Genomic DNA, 18655 nt, shown 5'->3' on the forward strand with positions numbered 1-18655 from the left:
CCCGGCCGGGCAGACGGGCCCGTACCGATCCGGGCGTCAACGGCGCGTCAAGGGCCCGGCGAAGCTGCCGCCGGGCCCGCTCCATGTTCAGTTTCCATACCCCTCCTCGAACAGCTCCCGGCAGAGCTTCATCACCGCCTTCTTCTCAATACGGCTCACATAGCTGCGGGAGATGCCGAGCATGCGGGCGATCTCCCGCTGGGTCTTGCGCGCGCCGCCGGAGATCCCATAGCGCAGCTCCAGGACCTGCCGCTCCTTGCCGCCCAGTTTCTTCAGCTTCTCGCGCAGCTTGGACTCGTCCAGGCGCTTGCCCACCAGTTCGGGCACGACGTCCGGATCCGAGCCCAGCACATCGATCAGCGTAATCTCGTTCCCCTCCCGGTCGACGCCGATCGGGTCGTAGAGCGATACCTCGCCCCGCACGCGCTTGAGGCTGCGCAGGTGCATCAGGATTTCGTTCTCAATACAGCGTGCAGCATATGTAGCCAGTCTCGTGCCCTTGTCGGGCTTGAAGGTGCCGATGGCCTTGATCAGGCCGACCGTGCCAATAGAGATGAGGTCATCCACGTCTTCGCCGGTGTTGTCAAACTTCTTCACAATATGGGCCACCAGCCGGAGGTTCCGCTCGATCAGGACCGCCCGGGCCTCCTCGTCGCCCTTCTGCAGCCGGGACAGGTACTTGGCCTCCTCCTCCTCGTTCAAGGGCTGCGGAAAGGTGCTGGAGTTGGCCACGAACCCCGCCAGCAGCAGCATGCTGCGGACGATGGTGACCACCAGGGGCTCGAACATGGCAAGCACCGCAATCCCTCCCCTCCTGTGCGGGATAGGGTATGCGGCCGCGGCTTGACCGGTTCCTCAGCTTAGAATCTGCTGCCTCCGGCTGACGGCCAGCGCCAGCCCGACGGCCAGGGCGACCCACGCGCCGAACACGGCCCACGAGGCCAGGGGTGACGGGGGCTCCACCAGGGCCAGCGGCTCGGCCACGAAGCCACCGGAGAGATAGACAAAGTGGTCGGCCAGCAGGTTGCCATAGGCGATGCGGGGCAGCAGCCAGCCCCACCCCGGCGTGCCCAGGGCCATCCATTCCAGGTAGGGAAGCGCCAGACCCGCCAGCGCGCCGGCCAGGGCGCTCCGAGTCAGAAGGGCGGCCAGCAGCCCGACCAGACCGTAGAACAGGAGCCCGAGCACCGTGACCAGCAGCTGCAAGGCCGGCGGGGCTTTCAGCGGGGGCGGCGTCACCTCCCCGGCCAGCCAGATGGTCTCCTGCGCCGCCCGCCAGGTCAACGGCCCGCTGACGGCGCCCGCCAGCGCGAACAGCAGGGCGAGTCCGGCGCTGAGGAGCAGCAGCCAGAGGACCTTGGCGGCCACGACGGCCATCCAGCCGGAGTGCGCCGCCCTCACCTTGGCGGTGCGGTTCTTGAACTCGCTCCCGACCAGCTGCGCACCCCAGACGGGCAGGACCATGGGGCCCAGGACGGCCAGGATTGCCAGCAGGTAGTTGACGCCCAGCTCAGGCCGGAGCAGGGCCACCGCCTCCCCGAGGTCAGCTGCGGCGGCGTCGTCGAGGACAAACTCGGTGAACGCGCTCTGGTAGATCGAGCGCAGTTCCTCGACGTACTGCACACGGCTCACGGCGTACTGGTAGGTCCTCACCGGCCCGCCCCAGACGGCGACCGCCAGCAGCACGAAGGCGAGGATGAGAACCCAGCGGCCCTTCCACACGAGCCGGCCCTCTGCGAGCAGAAGCTGCCGGAACATCACAGGGCCACCACCCCCTCCTGAGTCTCGTCCCCGTAGAGCCCGAGCCGCCGGAATGCCTCCTCCAGCGTGACCGCCCGCAGCTCCAGCGACTGCAGCGGCACGTCCAGGGACCGGATCTGCGCCAGAATCGCCTCGCCCTCGTCCACGGAGGCGCACGGGATCTCCACGCAGGGGACGGGCTGCGTGGCGACCACCTTGGACTGCGGGAAGAGGGTGCGGACCCGGTCCGCCTCCCGGGTTCGCACCACAACGCGGGGCGGGTGGCGCTGCCGCAGTTCTTCCAGGCTGCCGGCGAAGGTTGCTGCGCCGTCCCGGATGACGACGACGCCGTCGGCCAGCTCCTCCAGGTGCTTCAGGTCCTGGCCCGTCACCACGATGGTGGCGCCCGCGGCCGCGAGCCGGCGGAGCGCCCGGGAGACCAGGCCCCACGCCCCCGAGTCGAGCCCCACCGAGGGCTCGTCCAGCAGGAGCCAGGACGGGCGCCGCAGGAGGGCGGCCGCCACAGCCAACCGCTTGCGCTGGCCCAAGGAGAACCCGCCGGCCCGGGCCGGAAGCAACGGCTCCAGCTCCAGGCCCGCCAGGAGTGCCCTGGCCTCCGGCGTTCGGGGGGAGCACCCGCCCGAGAGCAGGTACAGGTTCTCCTCCCCGGTGAGCAGGGGGTAGACCGGGGCATCGTCGAACACCGCTGCGATCCTGGGCCGGACGAGCGCCGCCGGCCTGCCGCCGAAGCGGACCGCGCCGGACGTCGGATGCGCGAGGCCGGTCGCCAGCCGCATCCAGGTCGTCTTGCCTGCGCCGTTTCGGCCCGCGAGCAGGGTGACGGAGCCCGGATCCACCGCAAAGCTCAGGCCTTTCAAAGCCCAACGCTTCCCGAACCGCTTCGACAGGTTCTCTGTCACCAGGCTGGGATTGGTCATCTGACTGGCCGCCCTCCCGTGCGCGCTCTGTTCAGACTGGAAGTAGCTGTAGCCGCCCCATCCGTCTCACGGTCGCCAGGGCCGACACGTCACCCCGGCTGAGGCGGCGCCGGCTTCGGACGGCGACCCGGCCGGCGCGGTCTCACCCCATTAACGTCGGCATTAACGTCGGCAGTCCCGCCGTCACGGCGGGAACCAAGTGTCTCGCCCTGACCGTCGGGCATCCCTCCATCGCCTGTTGTGGAAAGTGCCCCGGGGCACCCTCTATGCTAAACCCACCCCGCGCTTTTGTCCATCAACTCCAAGTGTTCTCTCTACAGGACGGTGGTCGTTGTCATCGGCGCGCGACGTACCGCGCGCAAGCGGCCGGGTCTTGCGCCCGGCCGCTTGCTCCGAACAGTGTTTACTGCTGCACCAGGTACTTGAGCGGAATCAGGATGTTGTCGCCGAACCAGTTGGCGCTGGTGTCGGCGCCGGGCTCGGCGCCGGCCGCCGCCTGTTGCTGCGCCGCACGGGCGGCGTGCATGGCCAGCTGCTCCTCGATCACCAGCTGGCAGGCCTTTCGGGCGTACATCGCCGCCATCAGCATGGCGCGCTCGTCGCAGTAGGGCGACATGGGGTAGGACTTCAGGCCGTAGACCCAGTACCGCTTGTCGGTCTCGCCCGGGGCATAGCTGGTGGGCCGGTAGCCGGCGGTGAAGCTGGTGTAGGGCGGGTACTCCCAGCCCTCCACCCGCTGGTCCGGGTCCCGCAGCATGGCGAACAGCTTGTTGGCCACGTTCTGCTGGAGCATGTTGTACCAGTACAGGTCCTCCCGTGCACCCGGGTCGCTCAGTTCCCGCTGGTACTGCGCCTTCGCATCCACCCACTCGGGGTAGACCCGGAAGAGGGTGACGAAACCGTTCTCGGTCGGGTTGACGCAGACCATGTTCGGCATCTCCGCCAGCACCTTCCGGAAGTAGACCTCCACCTCGATGATCCGGCCCAGCATCACCTGGAACCCCTCGTAGCCCAGGAGCTTCAGCGTGGACCAGGCGGCCGTGGAGTAGGCGGCCGACCGGGAGGTCTCCAGGGTGTAGTGGCCGGGGTTGTACGCGGTCCGGTCCTGCAGGTAGGCCGGCGCCGGCCGCTCCAGCATCTTGGCGAAGAGCTTGTAGTCCTTCACCATGAAGAGCGAGCAGTTGTACGGCGACCAGCCGGTCTTGTGGAAGTCGCAGCCGATCGCGTCCGCATAGATGAGGTCGGCCATCTGCTCGGCGTTGCGCCTGATCTTGGCCAGGGCCTCGGCCGAGAACTGCAGCGGGTTGCGCTCGAAGTCGTAGTGCTTGAAGGCCAGCCAGGACCAGCCGATCACCGCGTCGGCGTAGAGCAGCGGCCGCGGGCAGCCCCCGGCGTTCTCGTAGCTGTCCAGGATCTCCCGGACCTCCCGGATCGGGTCGATGGCGAAGGCGTCGGTGGTGCCCATGGTGCAGACCACCATGACCACCGGCTTCCCCTCGCGCCTGCACTCCTCCAGCACCTGCTTCAGGTGGGGGATCGACATCCGGTTCTGTTCGTCCACCTGGATCTCCCGCACGTTGCCGGAGCCGAGGCCGGTCCAGTCGGAGCAGTTGTCCTTCACGTAGTGCCCCTCGGCGGAGACCAGGATCTGGCCGTCCACCCGGATGCCCCGCTTCCGCGACTCCGGCCCCAGCACCCGCGTCAGGGCGTACTTGGTGCCGTAGAGGTAGCAGCCGGTCCCGCCGAAGGTGAAGAGACCGCCGGCGGTCTGGGGGTCCCAGCCGATCATCGCGGCCACCATGGCCGCGGCCTCGAGTTCGGTCTTGGCGACGTTCCAGGAGTACTCCCCTTCGATGATATTAGGGCTGAAGACCCCCGCCATGGCCGCCCCGATGATCGATGGCGTGTTGGCCGGCGGGATCACGTTGGCCATGGTGTACGGGTGGTTCCAGACGGGCATGCCGTCGAACAGGGAGGCCAGTTCGGCCAGCACCTGCTCCTGCGGCATCATCCTCGGGGCGAGGCGCGCCTCGTGGCACTTGCTGTAGTCCGGCAGGTCGACCTTGCCGAGGTAGCTCTTGGCCGCATCCGTGCCGGCGGGCGGCTGCTTCAGGGCGTTGATCATGCCCACCGCCCGGGCAAACATCTGCTCAAAGGACTGGTCGCGGTCGGGTTCCCGCCACGGCGAGGGAAAGGAGGCCTTGAGGGCGTCGAGCTGCCTCCGCCAGACGGAGGGGGCCACCTCCGGGCTGGCGATCTCACTACTCACCTGGGGTAGGGACGTCAGCGTCTGCTTCTGGCTGGCCATGATCGCTCTCCTATACTCTCCTGGTATCCTTGAGAGATTTGGGGCAAGCACCGTGTATGTTCGCTCATCAGAGCTGGAACCGCTTGACCTGGGCGCCCAGATCCTGCGCCACCTGCTCCAGTGCGGCCGCACTGCCGGAGAGGCTGGCTGCCGAAGCGCTCTGCTGCTCCACCGCCTCTCCCAGCCCGTCAACCGCCTGGGCGTTGGCCTGGACGATCTCGGCTACCCGGGCGATCGCCTCGAGCATCTGGGCCGTGCCGGCGGCCATCTCCTCGGAGGCGGCCGAGTTCTCCTCCGCCACCGCCGCGACCGACTGGAAGGTCTCGGTCACCCGCTGCGCATCCTGGCGGATGCGGGCCATCGCGTCGGCCACCCGCTGCACGTCGCGCGCGGAGCCGTCGACCGTCTGGATGATGGCAGAGAGCGCCCGGCCGGTGTCGGCCGCCATCTGGCCGCCGCGCTCCACCTCGGCGTTGCCGGTCTCCATCGCCTGGACCGCCTCGGCGGTGCGACCCTGGATGTTGGTGATCAGGTCGGCGATCTCCCGGGTCGAGGCGGCGGAGCGCTCCGCCAGCCGCCGCACCTCTTCGGCCACCACGGCAAAGCCGCGGCCGTGCTCCCCGGCGCGCGCCGCCTCGATGGCGGCGTTCAGGGCAAGCAGGTTGGTCTGCTCGGCAATCTCCGTGATCGCCTGGGTGATCTGGCCGATCTGGGCGGAGAGCTGTTCGAGATCGCGGATCTTCGCCATGGCCTGTGCCACCGCGGTGCGGATCCGCCCGATGCCGTCCAACGTCTGCTCCACCACGGTCACGCCCTCGCGCGCCGTGGCGGTCGCGTGGGCCGAGCCCTCGGCCATGGCAACCACGGTGGCCGCGACCTGCTCGATCTCGGCCCGGACCTCATCCAGCAGCCGGGCGGCCTGGGCCACCTCGCCCGCCGTCTGCCCGGAGCCGGAGGCGATCTGCTGTATGGTGACCTCCATCTGCTCCACCGACTGGCGCGCCTCAGTCGAGGTGAGCGAGAGCGTCCCGCCGTTGGCGCGGACCTCCTCCACCGCCCGGACCGTCAGCTCCGCGTGGCGGGTCGACTGCCCGGCCGACTCCCGCATGGCCGCGGCGGCGCCCAGGACGGCCTCGGTGGAGAGGGTGACCCCCTCGATCAGCTGGCGAATCTCCTGCTGCAGGCGCGAGATGTCCAGCATCTCGTCCACCTCGTTCCGCGGGCGGCGGGCCGCGTCGGGATCGATCCGGAGGTCGCCCTCGCCCAGCCGCCGGAGCGTGGCGGCCGCCTGCCGCAGCGGACGGCTGAGGACGTTGGAGAGGAGCAGCGCCACCGCCACCCAGATCGCCACCGATGCCAGGGTGAAGCCCGCGGCGGTCCAGAGCGCCTCCCTCAGCACCCTGGTGACCGCGGTGACGTCGTAGTCGATGCCGGCGAAGCCGACGACCTTGCCCGAGCCGTCACGCAGCGGGTGGATGGCGCTCTTCCACTCGCCCAGCTCGTCGGCGTAGATCTCCGACGCTGCGGGGACGCCCCCGAGTGCGGAGGTGATCGCATCCGCGAAGGTGCCGGGCGGGATGGCGTACTCCGCGCCGGGCATCATCACGGCCGGGTAGACGAAGGCGATCCGCGGGTTGCCGGTGCCGTCGGCGACCACGCCGTAGACCAACGCCGCGCCGGTGTCGGCGGCGAACCCACTGGCCATCGCCATGTACCGCTCATAGAGCCCCGCGTCTCCGCCCGCCGCCAGCCGGACCATGTCGTCGCCATTGATCTGCGCCGTCAGAACCGCGGCCAGTTTGGACTGTTCGCTCTCGAGCCGTTCGAGGATCATGTCCTGAGTCCGTATGTACGTGAGGCAGCCCAGCAAGGCGGTCAGGAGAACTCCCGGCGTGACAATCCAGGTGATCAGGCGGAGACGTAGTCTGCGTATGGGGTCGCGGATCATGACGAGTTGACCTCCCTGTATAGTATAACCTTTAACAATTCAAGGATAGATAATAAGCACTTATTGAGCAACGGGGTTTCTGTTACAGTTTCGTTACACGGTGTTCGCCCTCGTCACCGCTGAAAATAGAAAGGGGCCCGCGCCGGGCCCCGTGGGGAGGTCTCCCCATTCAGCACCGACGCGAGCCGATTCCAAGGGGCCGGACCGCCATGGCCTCGCAGGGCTCCGGCGCCGCCCGATATGGCTAGCTCAGGCCCTCCGGCGGGTTCAGCAGGTCGCGCGGGGTGATGATCCCGAGGAGCGCCTCGTCCTCCCGGCCGCTCTCCGTGATCAGGAGCGCCTCCAGGGCCGCCTGCCGCTTGCCTTTCCCGGGGGTGAAGAGCTCGGCGGCGTCGTACCATGTGGCGCTGCGGGGGACGAAGGCCACCCGCCGCCCCCCGAACGGGTCGTGGCGCAGGGCGTCGGCCACCGTCGCGCCGGCGACGTCCACACCGCCGGTGGCGAGGGAGTCGGCGAGCCACTGGGCGATGCAGCGGGAGGTCAACAGCCCGGCGAAGCGCGCTCCCCGGAACGCCGGGAACTGGGTGTAGTGGTACTCGCGGATCCACCGGAGCGGCTTCGCGAGGGGATCGTCGACGTCCAGCCGCCGCACCTCCCGGCGGAACATGGGGTAGACGCGGGGCGGGTTGATGATGACCTCCGCCAGCCGCTCGATGGCCTCCACCACCTCAGGGCGGGGGTCGGCGATGATGCGGGCCGGGTACTCCTTGTCGTGGACGATGGCGTTGCGCAGCGCCCCGAACTCCTTCAGGTCGTCGGCGTACCGGCGGACCACGCTGAACCGCTTCGCCGCCTGGTCCACCACCGAGGCGAAGCCGAAGCGGGAGCGGTCGATGTCGAGCAGGTCCCGCAGGTGGTCGTCGATCTGGTTGTACGCCCTGATGAACCGTTCCGCTGACATCGGCGCCTCACCTCAGGGCCGAGGTTCGGCACCGGGTCCGCAATCTCCTACCGGGCGGGGTGGGGCTGCGTGCCCCTGCCGCTTCGGCAGGGACGGCCCCGTCTCCGCGGGCCCGCCTCCTTGGAGGCGTCACCTCGCGTTGACGGTCGCCACCGGGTCACCGGCATCCACCGGCCCCTGGCGCTCCAGGCGCCAGGTCTGCTTCTCCTCCAGGTTCGTATACACCACCGGCGTGGCCAGCGAGGGAACGTCGCCCTGAATCGCCGCCAGGTCGACCTCGAGCAGCGGCTGCCCCGCGCTGACCTTCGCCCCCTGCGCGGTCAGGATCCGGAAGCCCCTGCCCTGGAGCTTCACCGTGTCGATCCCGACGTGGACCAGCACCTCCAGCCCGACGGCGGTGCGGATCCCCACCGCGTGGCCGGTCGGAAAGAGGTTCACCACCTCGCCGTCCACCGGGCTGACCACCCGCGCCGCGGACGTCACCTCGGGGAAGACGCAGAAGCCGTCGCCCATCATCTTCTCCGCGAAGACCAGGTCGGGTGTCTCGCCGATGGGCTTCACCTCGCCCTTGACGGGCGCTACCACCTTGATCGGCTGCTTTCTTGCGAAGAGACCAAAGACCATCGAAACCGCCCCCTACGTCAGCCGAGCCGCGTGATCTGTGCTTTAGACGATTACACTTCGTGCTGAAGAACCGCGTGCCTGCTCGTTGCGCCCCTCGCCGGCCCGCCGGCCGCCTCAGTCACCGGCTGCCCCTCTCTTCCTCCCTAGTCATTCCCCGGCGGCGCCCGCAGCGTACGGCGCCGCCTTTGCACGTGGCAGGGCTAACCATGGCAGCGCCGCCTGCATACCGTGGTGGGGAATCGCCCGCCCAACCCCCGGCGGGGGGCGGACTACTGAAGGAGGCAGGACATATGACCAGCCGCAGATCACGGCCAGCGATGCTGCTGACGGCCGCCCTGATGTCCGCCGTACTCCTGGCGGCGTGCGGCAGGGGCCCGGCCAGGACGAGCGAGAAGGTCACGGTCCGGTTCACGGAGGTCATCCACTCGATCTTCTACGCCCCGCAGTACGTGGCCCAGGCGAAGGGCTTCTTCGAGGACGAGGGGCTCGAGGTGATCGCCTCCACCGCACAGGGCTCCGACCGGGGCGTCGCCGCTCTGCTGGCCGGCACGGCGGACATCGCCATGGTGGGCCCCGAAACCACGGTCTTCGTCTACAACCAGGACTCGCCGGTGAAGGTGAAGCTGTTCGCCCAGCTCACGGCCCGTGACGGCTCCTTCCTGGTGGCCCGGGAGAAGCCCGAGGGCGAGTTCTCTTGGACCGACGTCAGGGGTAAGTCCATCATCGGCTGGCGGCCGGGCTCGATGCCGCAGCTGGTGGCCGAGGCCATCCTCCGTCGCCACGGCCTGGACCCCGAGACCGACCTGGAGTACATCGACAACCTGGCGGCGCCGGCCATGGTGGGCGCGTTCCTGAGCGGACAGGGAGATTACATACAGGTCTTTGAGCCGTCGGTCAGCCAGCTGGAGCAGGAGGGGCACGGGTACGTGGTCTCCTACCTGGGCGCCGACTACGGCGGCATGCCCTACACCGGCTTCGTCGCGACCGACAAGTTCATCGCGGAGCACCCGGACGTGATCCAGCGGTACACCAACGCCATCTACCGGGCGCAGAAGTACGTGTTCGAGACCGACCCGAAGGTGGTGGCCCGGGAGGTCGCACAGTTCTTCGAGGGGACCGACGTCGACCTGCTTGCGGCCTCCATCCAGCGCTACCGGGACGAGGGCGGCTGGGTGCGAACTCCGGTGATGAACCCCGCCGACTACGACGCCCTCCAGGACCTGATGATCGCCAGGGGCGTGCTGCAGCCCGACCAGCGGGCGCCCTTCGACGCCATCGCCACCAACCAGTTTGCCGAGGAGGCGGTCAACCGGATCAAGTAGAGGAGGTCTGGACGTGAGCCGTCCCCGCATCGCACTCGAGGAGGTCTCCCTGACCTACCTCACCCCCCGGGGGGCCACGCCGGCGCTGGCCGGAGTCTCCCTGGCGGTCTACCCGGGGGAGTTCGTCTCCATCGTCGGCCCCAGCGGGTCGGGCAAGTCCACGATCCTCTCCCTCATCGCCGGCATCCTGAGGCCCACCGCCGGGCGGGTGCTGCTGGACGGCGAGCCGGTCACCGGCCCCTCCCAGCGGGTGGGCTACATGCTCCAGCGGGACTACCTCTTCGAGTGGCGCACGGTGAGGGAGAACTGCATGATCGGTCCGGAGGTGCAGGGGCAGGACCGGGCCAGGGCCAGGGGACGGGTGGCCCGGCTCCTGCACAAGACCGGTCTTGCCGCCTTCGCGGACGCCTACCCGGACCAGCTCTCGGGCGGCATGCGCCAGCGCGCCGCGCTGGTGCGCACCCTCGCCATCGACCCCGATATCCTGCTGCTCGACGAACCCTTCTCCGCCCTGGACTTCCAGACCAAGCTGATGCTCGCCGACGAGATGTGGAGCCTGCTGAAATCGGAACACAAGACGGCGCTGCTGGTCACGCACGACATCTCCGAGGCCATCTCCATGTCCGACCGGGTGATCGTGCTCTCCCAGCGGCCCGGGCGGGTGAAGTCGGTCCACGAGATCACCTTCGCCGGGCCGGAGCGCCCCGTTCCGTTCAAGGCGCGGAGCGCACCGGAGTACGGCGGCTACTTCCAGCGCATCTGGTCCGAGCTGGACCAGCCCGGGAGGTGAGCGTCCGTGCGCGATGAGGAGTTGCTTGCCCGGTACCGCCGCGCCCAGCGGCGCCGCCGCTGGTCCGTGACGGCCGCCCAGGCGGCCCTGTTGGCCGGCTTCCTGGCGCTGTGGGAGCTGGCCGCGGCCCGCTACTGGGTGAACCCGATGCTGACCAGCCGCCCCTCCGCGGTCTGGCGGACCCTGCTCGACCTGACCGCCTCGGGCTCGCTCTGGCGGCACGTGGGGGTCACCCTCCAGGAGACGCTGGCCGGCTTTGCGGTCGGCATGGCGCTGGGCATGGCCGTCGCCGTGGCGCTCTGGTGGTGGCCCGCCCTGGCGGCGGTGCTCGACCCCTACCTGGTAGTGCTCAACGCCCTGCCCAAGATCGCCCTCGGCCCCATCTTCTACATCTGGCTCGGCCACCAGTGGTCGGTCTACGGCATGGCCGTGGCGATCTCGGTGATCGTCACCATCGTGATGCTCCACGCCGGCTTCGGCGAGGTGGAGCAGAATCAGATCCTGGTCATGCGCACGTTCGGCGCGACCCGGGCGCAGATCCTGCAGAAGGTGGTCATCCCCGCCTCGCTGCCCACCCTGATGGCCGCGCTGAAGGTGAACATCGGTCTGACGCTGGTAGGCGTGATCGTAGGCGAGTTCCTCTCCGCCCGGGCGGGCCTGGGCTACCTGATCATCTACGGCGGCCAGGTCTTCCAGATGCAGCTGGTGATGACCTCGGTGGTGATCCTCGCGCTGATCTCCGCCGTGCTCTACCTGGCCGTGACCTGGGCGGAGCGGCTCGTGGCCCGGCTCCTCCACCTGCCGACCCGGAGCTGACTCCGCCCGGGCCCGTCCCGACCCGTGCTCCATCCGGGTAGAGGCTTTGCGCAACTTATGGCAGGAGTTCCCCGTCTTACCGTGGAAGGAAAGCAGGCTTCCCGGACGACAGGGGGGTTCCAGCTTGACTCGCAGAAACAGGTCACAACGGGTACACCGCAGGGCTCTGCTGATCCTGGCCTCGGGCGCCTGCGCCTGGTGGCTTTTGTGGCGCTTCGGCTACGCAGGTTCCTGGCAGACCGCCGGCCTCGCCGCGCTGGTCTGCTTCCTCCTGCTGCTCAATCAGCGGAGCGCCGCGCGGCGAACGGCGGCGCCCTCCCGCCGGTGGGAGGGATCCGTGGCGGACCCGGTCGGCGAGCCCCTGCCATCCCGGCGCCGCCGGCCCAACGCCGTGAGCGAGGCGTACAACACGTATCCCGGCACGCAGTCCGATGCGCAGCAGGCGCAGCAGAGCCACCCGCCTGCCCGCGCCCCGCGCCTGACGGCGTTCACCACCCAGGGGCTGGTGACCGACGGCACCCGCGAGGCGCCGTCCCGGATGCCGCCCCCGGTCCCGCCGCCCATCTTCGGCAATCCGGCCTCGCGGCCCATCGTCGCGGGGATGGAGCACACCGCCCGCAGGGCCCAGCCGCAGCCCGCCGAGGCGGAACAGGGGACACAGGAAGACGCGCCGGTGGCGGGGAGCGCGGCGCAGTCGACGGCTGCACCGGTTCGCGCAACCGAACTTCAGCCTTCGAGCGCTCCGACAACCGTGACCGCATCGCAGCCGGCAGACGCTCCGGTTCTCGCAACCGAACCGACGAGCGCTCCGGCAACCGTGACCGCATCGCAGCCGACAGACGCTCCGACACTCGAGGCGGCGCAGCAGGCGACCGGTGCACCTCCACCCCGGACCGCACCGCACGCGGCGGATGCACCGCCGCCCGGTATCTCATCGCAACCGGCGGGCTCACCGGCACTCGGGACCGAACCGCAATCAAATGGCGTGTCGATTCTTGGAGTCGCGGCCGTCGTACCAACGCCGGGGGCAGCGCCTGATTCGGCGGATATCTCGTCACCGGGCACTGTACGGCAACCAGCGCATGCGCCTGTACCGGAGACCGCGCCGCGCCCCGCCCACGCGCCGGTCCCAGGGGCTGCGCTGCAATCCCCGCAAGCGCATGCTCCAGAGGCTGCGCCGCAATCCACGCAAGGACATGCTCCGGGGGCTTCGCCGCAATCCACGCAAGCGCCCGCTCCCGGGGCTGCGTGGCAACCCAGGCCCTTCTCTGCGCCGGGGATCACAGCGCAGCCGCCGTACACCGGGACAGCCGAAACCGCCGCACCGTCTGCTGTCCCGGAGTCTGCGCCCGCGCCGAACCTGGCGGACGACGAAGTCGCCGTGGCCGCGGATCCCCGGGTCGCTGCGGACGGCGGCGCAGCTCCAGTCCGCCCCGGCCTGCCCGGGCTCACGCCCGCCGAACGGTTCTCCCTGGGGCTGGACGCCTCACCGGCGGCGCCTGACGCGGGCGCGCCGGCCGCGCCCGCATACGTCCTCCCCTCCCTCGACCTCCTCCCCCTGCCGGCCAGCGAGCGAGGGCTCTCCGAGGACGAGATCCTCGAGCGCGCCTCCCTGCTGGAGCAGACCCTCGCCAGCTTCGGCGTGGAGGCCACCGTGGTGGACTTCTCCTTCGGTCCGGCCGTCACACGGTACGAGCTGCAGCCGGCGCCGGGCGTGCGGGTCAACAAGTTCACCGCCCTGGCGGATGACATCGCCCTCGCCCTGGCGGCTGTCGACGTGCGGGTGGAGGCGCCCATCCCCGGCAAGTCGGCCGTCGGCATCGAGGTGCCCAACAAGGAGCGGCTGGCGGTGCCGCTGCGGGAGGTCCTCCAGTCGCCGGAGTTCCAGGAGAGCCCGTCGAAGCTGACCGTCGCCCTGGGCAAGGACAACTCCGGCCACCCCGTGGTGGGCGACCTGGCCCGGATGCCGCACCTCCTGATCGCGGGGTCCACGGGTTCCGGCAAGTCCGTCTGCGTCAACGCCATCATCTGCTCCCTGCTCTACAAGGCCCGGCCCGACGAGGTCAAGATGCTGATGATCGACCCCAAGATGGTCGAGCTCTCCATGTACAACGGCATCCCCCACCTGATCGCGCCGGTGGTCACCGACGTCCGCAAGGCCGCCGGCTACCTGAAGGGCGCCGTGAAGGAGATGGAGGCCCGCTACGAGCTCTTCGCCGCGAGCGGCGTCCGAAACATCGAGCAGTACAACCGGCAGGTCGCCCTGGAGACAGGATCGGGTTCCGACCGTTCCCGGCAGCCCCTGCCCTACATCGTCGTCTTCATCGACGAGCTGGCCGACCTGATGATGGTCGCGCCGGTGGACGTCGAGGACGCCATCTGCCGCCTCGCCCAGATGGCCCGGGCCTGCGGCATCCACCTGGTCATCGCGACCCAGTCGCCCCGGGTGGACGTGATCACCGGCCTCATCAAGGCGAACATCCCCTCCCGTATCGCCTTCGCCGTCTCGTCCCAGGTCGACTCCCGGGTGATCCTGGACGCCGCCGGCGCCGAGCGGCTGCTGGGCCGGGGCGATATGCTCTACCACCCCACCGGCCTCCCCAAGCCGATCCGGGCGCAGGGCGCCTACATCAGCGAGGCCTCGGTGGAGGAGCTGGTCCGGTTCGTGAAGGCCCAGGGCACCCCGGAGTACACGGCCCAGGAGGTACCCGTGGAGAACGGCAGCCGCCGCGGGGCCCGAAGCGGCGCAGAGGAGCAGGCGTCCTCGACGGCGGTGGACGAGGCCCTCCCGGAGGCGGCCCGCATCATCATCGAGCACGGCCACGCCTCGGTCTCCCTGCTGCAGCGGCGGCTGCGCTGCAACTACACCAAGGCCACACGCCTGATCGACGAGCTGGAGGCGATGGGTCTGGTGGGCCCGCACCAGGGCTCGAAACCCCGGGAGGTGCTGGCCACCATGGCCACCTGGCACGAGCTGTTCGGCAACCGGTCGGGCGGGACCGGATCCGGCCAGCCGGTCGAGTGAGGGGGTGACACAGATGGCGATTCGCACCGTGCGGGTGACCACGCCGGAGCAGATGGAGGCGGCCTTTGCGATCCGGCGCAAGGTGTTCATCGAGGAGCAGAGCGTCCCGCCCGAGGAGGAGCTGGACGCCCTCGACCAGACCGCTGCCCACGTGCTCGCCCTGGACCCCGGCGGCCGCCCGGTGGCCACGGGGCGCATCATCCCCTACGGCGAGCGGACCGGCAAGCTGCAGCGCATCGCGGTGCTGAGCGAGTTCCGGGGCGGGGGCTACGGCCGGGCCGTGGTCGAGGCCCTGGAGGAGATCGGGCGGAGCATGGGCTTCAGCCGCTTCGTTCTGGGCGCTCAGACCCACGCCGAGGCGTTCTACCGCAAGCTCGGGTACCGGACCACGTCGCCCGAGGTCTTCCTGGACGCCGGCATCCCGCATGTGCATATGGAGAAGATCGCAGCGGAATAGCGGAAAGACCTGGCGGTGCCCTCCTGTGGGCCGCCAGGTCTTTCCGCGGTTCACCCGCGCCGTCCCGTCCGGCCTGACTGGTGCCGGGGCTCAGGCGCAGGTCGCGCACGTCGTTTGCACTTGCACCTAACTTCTCCCTCGGTGGCGTTGTCATTGAGGGTGAAAGGCCGGGTGAGCAGATGAGCGAGTGGCACCTGGTGGGGGCCGCACAGGCCGGAGACCACGAGGCATTCGCCTGCCTTGTGCAGCGGCACGACGCCTTCCTCAGAGGACTCGTGGCCCATTACGTCAGCGGCGAGGACGTCGACGACGCCGTGCAGGAGATCTGGTCTGCGGTGTACCGGAAGCTGTGGCAGTTGGAGCGGGGAGACCGCTTCCCGGCCTGGCTGAGGACGCTGGTCTACTACCAATGCGTCAACTTCCGTAAGGCCCGTCAGAGACACCGGCGTGTGGAGGCGTACCTGAGCGCTGACGGATGGCTGCACATCGCGGAGTGCATCGCGTCAGATCACCTGAGTGTGGAGGAACTCGTGGAACGCGCCGAGACCCGCAACTGGGTGATCCGCCTCCTGGAGGGCCTGCCGGCTGACTACGGGCAGCTCCTGCGACTGCGGTTCCTGCACCACCTGTCCTATGCAGAGATCGCCGCCATCGCAGGCCTGCCCGCGAGCAGTGTGAAGTGGCGTCTCCACGAGGCCAGGCGACTGCTCAAGGCTGCGATCATGCGGCAAGCACGGAAGGGAGAGAAGGTGCGTGAAGCAGGTGGGTTCCGACACGATCTACGCGCTCCTGAAAGAGATCAAGGCCGTGGCGATGAACGCGTCCCTCACCGGCGCGCTCGAGGACAGCAGCCGTGCGTTGGCGGAGATGTACAACCGCTGCGTTGACACGCTCGAGGAGCAGGGCGACAGACTCGTGGGGTCTCTCTTCCCCCAACTTGACCCCGACGAGGCGAACATGGATGAGATCGGGGCCCTGGCCTCCCTCCTCGCCCAGTACCTAAGGCCGAAGGAACAGAGTTCCACCGGTGGATCCGGCCCACTGGATGATGAGGAGTAAGTGACCGGCCCGGGCCTTACACTCCAGTCCAGCGCAGTCAAGGCGGTGCACCTGCGTGCACCGCCTTGCTTCGTGTCACGGCTACTCGCCCATCAGGAGCCGGGCGTACGGCGAATCGACCGGGATCACGATCGTCGGCTTGCCGTTCAGCGTCGTCCGGTAGGACTCCAGCGTGCGGTAGAAGGCGTAGAACTCGGGGTCGGCGCCGTAGGCCTCGTTGTAGATCCGCGCGGCCTCGGCCTCGCCCTCGGCCTCGATCTCCGCCGCCTGGCGGCGGGCCTCGGAGACGATCAGCGTCGCTTCCTTGTCGGTGCGGGCCCGGATGTTGGCCGCCTGCTCGTCGCCCTGCGACAGGTAGTCCTGGGCGATCTTCGACCGCTCGGACTTCATGCGGTTGTAGACCGACTCCATGTTCTGCTCGGGCAGGTCGGTCCGCTTCAGCCGCACGTCGTGGACCGTGATGCCGTAGTTGGCCAGCGACTCGTTGACCAGCTGGGTGACCTGGGCGTTCAGGTTTCCCCTGGCGGACTCGCCCTCGGAGATGATCTCACCGAACCGGAGCTTGCCCAGCACGCCGCGCACGGTGGAGTAGACCGCCGCGTCGATGCGCTGCTCGGCCCGGACGGTGGTCTGGGTGTTCTGCACGAAAAGCAGCGGGTCGGTGATCTGCCAGACGGTGTAGTGGTCGACGATGATCGGCTTCTGGTCGGCCGTCAGCACGTCGGCCGGGTTGCTGTCGTACACCATGCGGTGCTTGGGCAGCGTCTGCGCGGTCTGCAGCAGCGGGATCTTGAAGGTGGGCCCGGCCTCGGTCTGGACCCGCTGCACGACGCCGGTCCAGGAGCGGATGACCAGGTACTCGTCCTCCCGCACGAAGATCACCTGGCTCAGGGCGCCGAAGACCAGTGCGATGAGCGCGATCCAGATCAGGAGCCCCCTGACCTCGCCGGGCTGCACATTGACCTTCAGCTCGATGGGCTCACGGTTGGGATTCACTGTCCGCCACCCCCTCCCGGCACGATCGGCAGGTACTTCACCGTGCCGTCAGACGAGTCCATGATCACGATCTCCGCCCCGGGCAGGATCTGCTCCAGCGTCTCCAGCAGCAGCCGCTTCCGGGTGACGGTCGGGTTCGCCTTGTAGGCCTCGTAGATGGCCTTGTACTGCGCCACGTCGCCCAGGGCCTGGTTGATGCGGGCCTGCTTCCGCGCCTCCGCCTGCTCCAGCAGCTGCCGGGCCTCGGCCCGGGCCTGCGGGATGCGCTCGGCCTCGTACTTGCCGGCCTCGTTGATCTTGGTCTGCTGCGCCTCCCGGGCGTCGGTGACCGCCTTGAACTCGGCCGCGACCTGCTTCGGCGGCTCCACGTCCTGCAGCTTCACGTCGATGATCTGGATGCCGGTGCCGTAGGCGTTCATCAGCTCGACCAGCTGGCGCTCCACCTCGTCCTGGATCTCGAACTTGCCCGTGGTGATGGCGAAATCGAGGCCCGTGGTGCCCATGACGGAGCGCAGCGAAGCGGCCGTGGCGTTGCGGAGGAGCCGCTCCGGATCATCGACCGCGAACAGGTACTGCTGGATGTCCTGAACGCGCCACTCCACCAGCAGGTCGGCCCACACCAGGTTCTCGTCGCCCGTGATCATCAGCGCCTCGTCCTCCACGAGCCTCACCTGGCCGCCCTGCTCACGGAAACCGAACTGCAGCTCCTGCGTCTGCTTCGTCGGCACGACCACCACCGTCTCCAGCGGCCAGGGCAGCTTGGTGTGCAGGCCCTTCTCCACCTGCCGGGTGGCGCGCCCCATCGTCAGCACCAGCGCCGACTCGTGCTCCTCCACGCGGAACCACGTCGTCAGCGCCAGGTCGGCCACGAGGGCCACCAGCAGCAGCCCCAGAAGCGCTCGCCGTATCAGTCGCACCTGCTCGACCTCCTTTGATCACACCTTGACCATTCCAGGTAAAAGATGCGGGACACCGGGCGATTGGTTCAGGGGAATGCCCGATTTCTTCAGCACCTGCTGACGTTCGCCTGCGGAGCGCAGTGCGCCGGCCCGGCGCTCCCCCCATCGGGCATACTACGGCGCAGGAGGTGTGGGTGATGCTGCGTGGCGACGTGGACCGCTTCTACCGGGCCCTCCGGCAGGAGTATCCAGACCCGCCGCCGGGCCCCGTACAACGGCTCGACCACGTCAGGGAGATCGCGACGTACTACGCGCGACTCACCCAGGAAGAGCGACACCTCATGCTGGCCTGGGCAAAGAAGGAGGAGAGCGGCATCGGGATGATCCCGCTCGCGCTCTCCGCGATCCCGTTCTTCGGCCTGATCGTCAGCTCCCGGCTCCAGGAGCTGTTCAACCAGCTGCCCATCTGGCAGATCTTCCTGTTCTGGCTGCTGTTCGCCACCTTCGTGCTGCTCGGCTTCTACATCCACCAGCGGCAGAAGGCGTACACGGCGCTCCACATCGCGCTGCTGGAGCAGGCCATCAAGGCGGAGGAGAACCGCATGCGCCATCAGGCCACCTCCGGGTTCCCGGGGTCTGAGGCCAGGCCCGAGCCCCGTCCGGAGGAAGCGCGCGACCAGGAGCCCCCGGCGCAGGAGAGCACCATCGCCCTCCCGCCGGCCCCCGGACCGCACTGACGACACACGATGCAGCACCGGCGGCGAACGGCAAC

The 18655-nt window shown here is 69.0% G+C and carries 16 protein-coding genes and 2 pseudogenes; 8 read left to right on the forward strand and 10 right to left on the reverse strand.

The window, feature by feature from the left end; all coding sequences use genetic code 11:
• Positions 1-87 precede the first annotated feature (87 nt).
• From sigK to J2Z79_RS09250, 7 genes are all read right to left on the reverse strand, one after another.
• Positions 88-789: an RNA polymerase sporulation sigma factor SigK gene (gene sigK / locus J2Z79_RS09220; protein ID WP_209466621.1), complete on the reverse strand. Its 702-nt coding sequence runs from the start codon at positions 787-789 to the stop codon at positions 88-90.
• 66 nt (positions 790-855) lie between these two features.
• A complete protein-coding gene (locus tag J2Z79_RS09225) occupies positions 856-1758 on the reverse strand; it encodes a hypothetical protein (RefSeq protein ID WP_209466581.1) in 903 nt (300 codons plus the stop codon).
• Positions 1758-2678, reverse strand: coding sequence for an ABC transporter ATP-binding protein (locus tag J2Z79_RS09230; RefSeq protein WP_209466582.1), 921 nt, complete (start codon positions 2676-2678; stop codon positions 1758-1760). The genes J2Z79_RS09225 and J2Z79_RS09230 overlap by 1 nt, the downstream gene beginning before the upstream one ends.
• Before the next feature lie 403 nt (positions 2679-3081).
• On the reverse strand, positions 3082-4986 hold the full coding sequence (locus J2Z79_RS09235) for a pyridoxal phosphate-dependent decarboxylase family protein (RefSeq protein ID WP_209466583.1): 1905 nt from the start codon (positions 4984-4986) through the stop codon (positions 3082-3084).
• A gap of 67 nt (positions 4987-5053) precedes the next feature.
• A complete protein-coding gene (locus J2Z79_RS09240; RefSeq protein ID WP_209466584.1) occupies positions 5054-6934 on the reverse strand; it encodes a methyl-accepting chemotaxis protein in 1881 nt (626 codons plus the stop codon).
• 244 nt (positions 6935-7178) lie between these two features.
• Complete coding sequence (locus tag J2Z79_RS09245) at positions 7179-7895, reverse strand: CBS domain-containing protein (protein WP_209466585.1); 717 nt, start codon at positions 7893-7895, stop codon at positions 7179-7181.
• A 129-nt stretch (positions 7896-8024) separates the two neighbouring features.
• Positions 8025-8519 (reverse strand): PTS sugar transporter subunit IIA, encoded by a 495-nt coding sequence (locus tag J2Z79_RS09250; RefSeq protein ID WP_209466586.1) that lies wholly within the window; start codon positions 8517-8519, stop codon positions 8025-8027.
• A 290-nt stretch (positions 8520-8809) separates the two neighbouring features.
• Between J2Z79_RS09250 and J2Z79_RS09255 the strand changes: the two genes are divergently transcribed.
• Genes J2Z79_RS09255 through J2Z79_RS09265 form a run of 3 tightly spaced genes read left to right on the forward strand, consistent with a single transcriptional unit; the run spans position 8810 to position 11447 of the window.
• Positions 8810-9841 carry an ABC transporter substrate-binding protein gene (locus J2Z79_RS09255; protein ID WP_245302508.1) on the forward strand — a complete coding sequence of 344 codons (1032 nt, stop codon included), beginning with the start codon at positions 8810-8812 and terminating at the stop codon, positions 9839-9841.
• Positions 9842-9854: 13 nt separating this feature from the next.
• Positions 9855-10631 (forward strand): ABC transporter ATP-binding protein, encoded by a 777-nt coding sequence (locus J2Z79_RS09260; protein WP_209466588.1) that lies wholly within the window; start codon positions 9855-9857, stop codon positions 10629-10631.
• Positions 10632-10637: 6 nt separating this feature from the next.
• A complete protein-coding gene (locus J2Z79_RS09265; RefSeq protein WP_342589456.1) occupies positions 10638-11447 on the forward strand; it encodes an ABC transporter permease in 810 nt (269 codons plus the stop codon).
• A 282-nt stretch (positions 11448-11729) separates the two neighbouring features.
• Here the strand turns inward: J2Z79_RS09265 and J2Z79_RS09270 are convergent, their stop codons facing one another.
• Positions 11730-12020, reverse strand: a complete 291-nt coding sequence (locus tag J2Z79_RS09270) for a hypothetical protein (protein ID WP_209466631.1) — start codon at positions 12018-12020, stop codon at positions 11730-11732.
• 955 nt (positions 12021-12975) lie between these two features.
• Between J2Z79_RS09270 and J2Z79_RS18410 the strand changes: the two are divergent.
• From J2Z79_RS18410 to J2Z79_RS18415, 4 genes and pseudogenes are all read left to right on the forward strand, one after another.
• A pseudogene (locus J2Z79_RS18410) lies at positions 12976-14472 on the forward strand (DNA translocase FtsK); the annotation flags it as partial.
• 13 nt (positions 14473-14485) lie between these two features.
• Positions 14486-14929 carry a GNAT family N-acetyltransferase gene (locus J2Z79_RS09280; protein ID WP_209466589.1) on the forward strand — a complete coding sequence of 148 codons (444 nt, stop codon included), beginning with the start codon at positions 14486-14488 and terminating at the stop codon, positions 14927-14929.
• A gap of 179 nt (positions 14930-15108) precedes the next feature.
• Positions 15109-15636, forward strand: a pseudogene (locus tag J2Z79_RS19285) (RNA polymerase sigma factor); the annotation flags it as partial.
• A 46-nt stretch (positions 15637-15682) separates the two neighbouring features.
• Complete coding sequence (locus J2Z79_RS18415; protein ID WP_245302509.1) at positions 15683-15988, forward strand: hypothetical protein; 306 nt, start codon at positions 15683-15685, stop codon at positions 15986-15988.
• Positions 15989-16069: 81 nt separating this feature from the next.
• Here J2Z79_RS18415 and hflC read toward each other — a convergent pair whose 3' ends face one another.
• Both hflC and hflK read right to left on the reverse strand, forming a co-directional pair.
• Positions 16070-16984 (reverse strand): protease modulator HflC, encoded by a 915-nt coding sequence (gene hflC, locus J2Z79_RS09290; RefSeq protein ID WP_209466591.1) that lies wholly within the window; start codon positions 16982-16984, stop codon positions 16070-16072.
• Positions 16981-17901, reverse strand: a complete 921-nt coding sequence (hflK, locus tag J2Z79_RS09295) for an FtsH protease activity modulator HflK (RefSeq protein ID WP_342589457.1) — start codon at positions 17899-17901, stop codon at positions 16981-16983. The genes hflC and hflK overlap by 4 nt, the downstream gene beginning before the upstream one ends.
• Before the next feature lie 179 nt (positions 17902-18080).
• On the opposite strand from hflK, the gene J2Z79_RS09300 reads away from it, so the two are divergent.
• Positions 18081-18620, forward strand: coding sequence for a hypothetical protein (locus J2Z79_RS09300; RefSeq protein WP_209466592.1), 540 nt, complete (start codon positions 18081-18083; stop codon positions 18618-18620).
• Positions 18621-18655: the final 35 nt, after the last annotated feature.

The sequence above is a fragment of the Symbiobacterium terraclitae genome, assembly GCF_017874315.1.
In the GTDB taxonomy this organism is placed as follows: Bacteria; Bacillota; Sulfobacillia; order Symbiobacteriales; family Symbiobacteriaceae; genus Symbiobacterium; species Symbiobacterium terraclitae.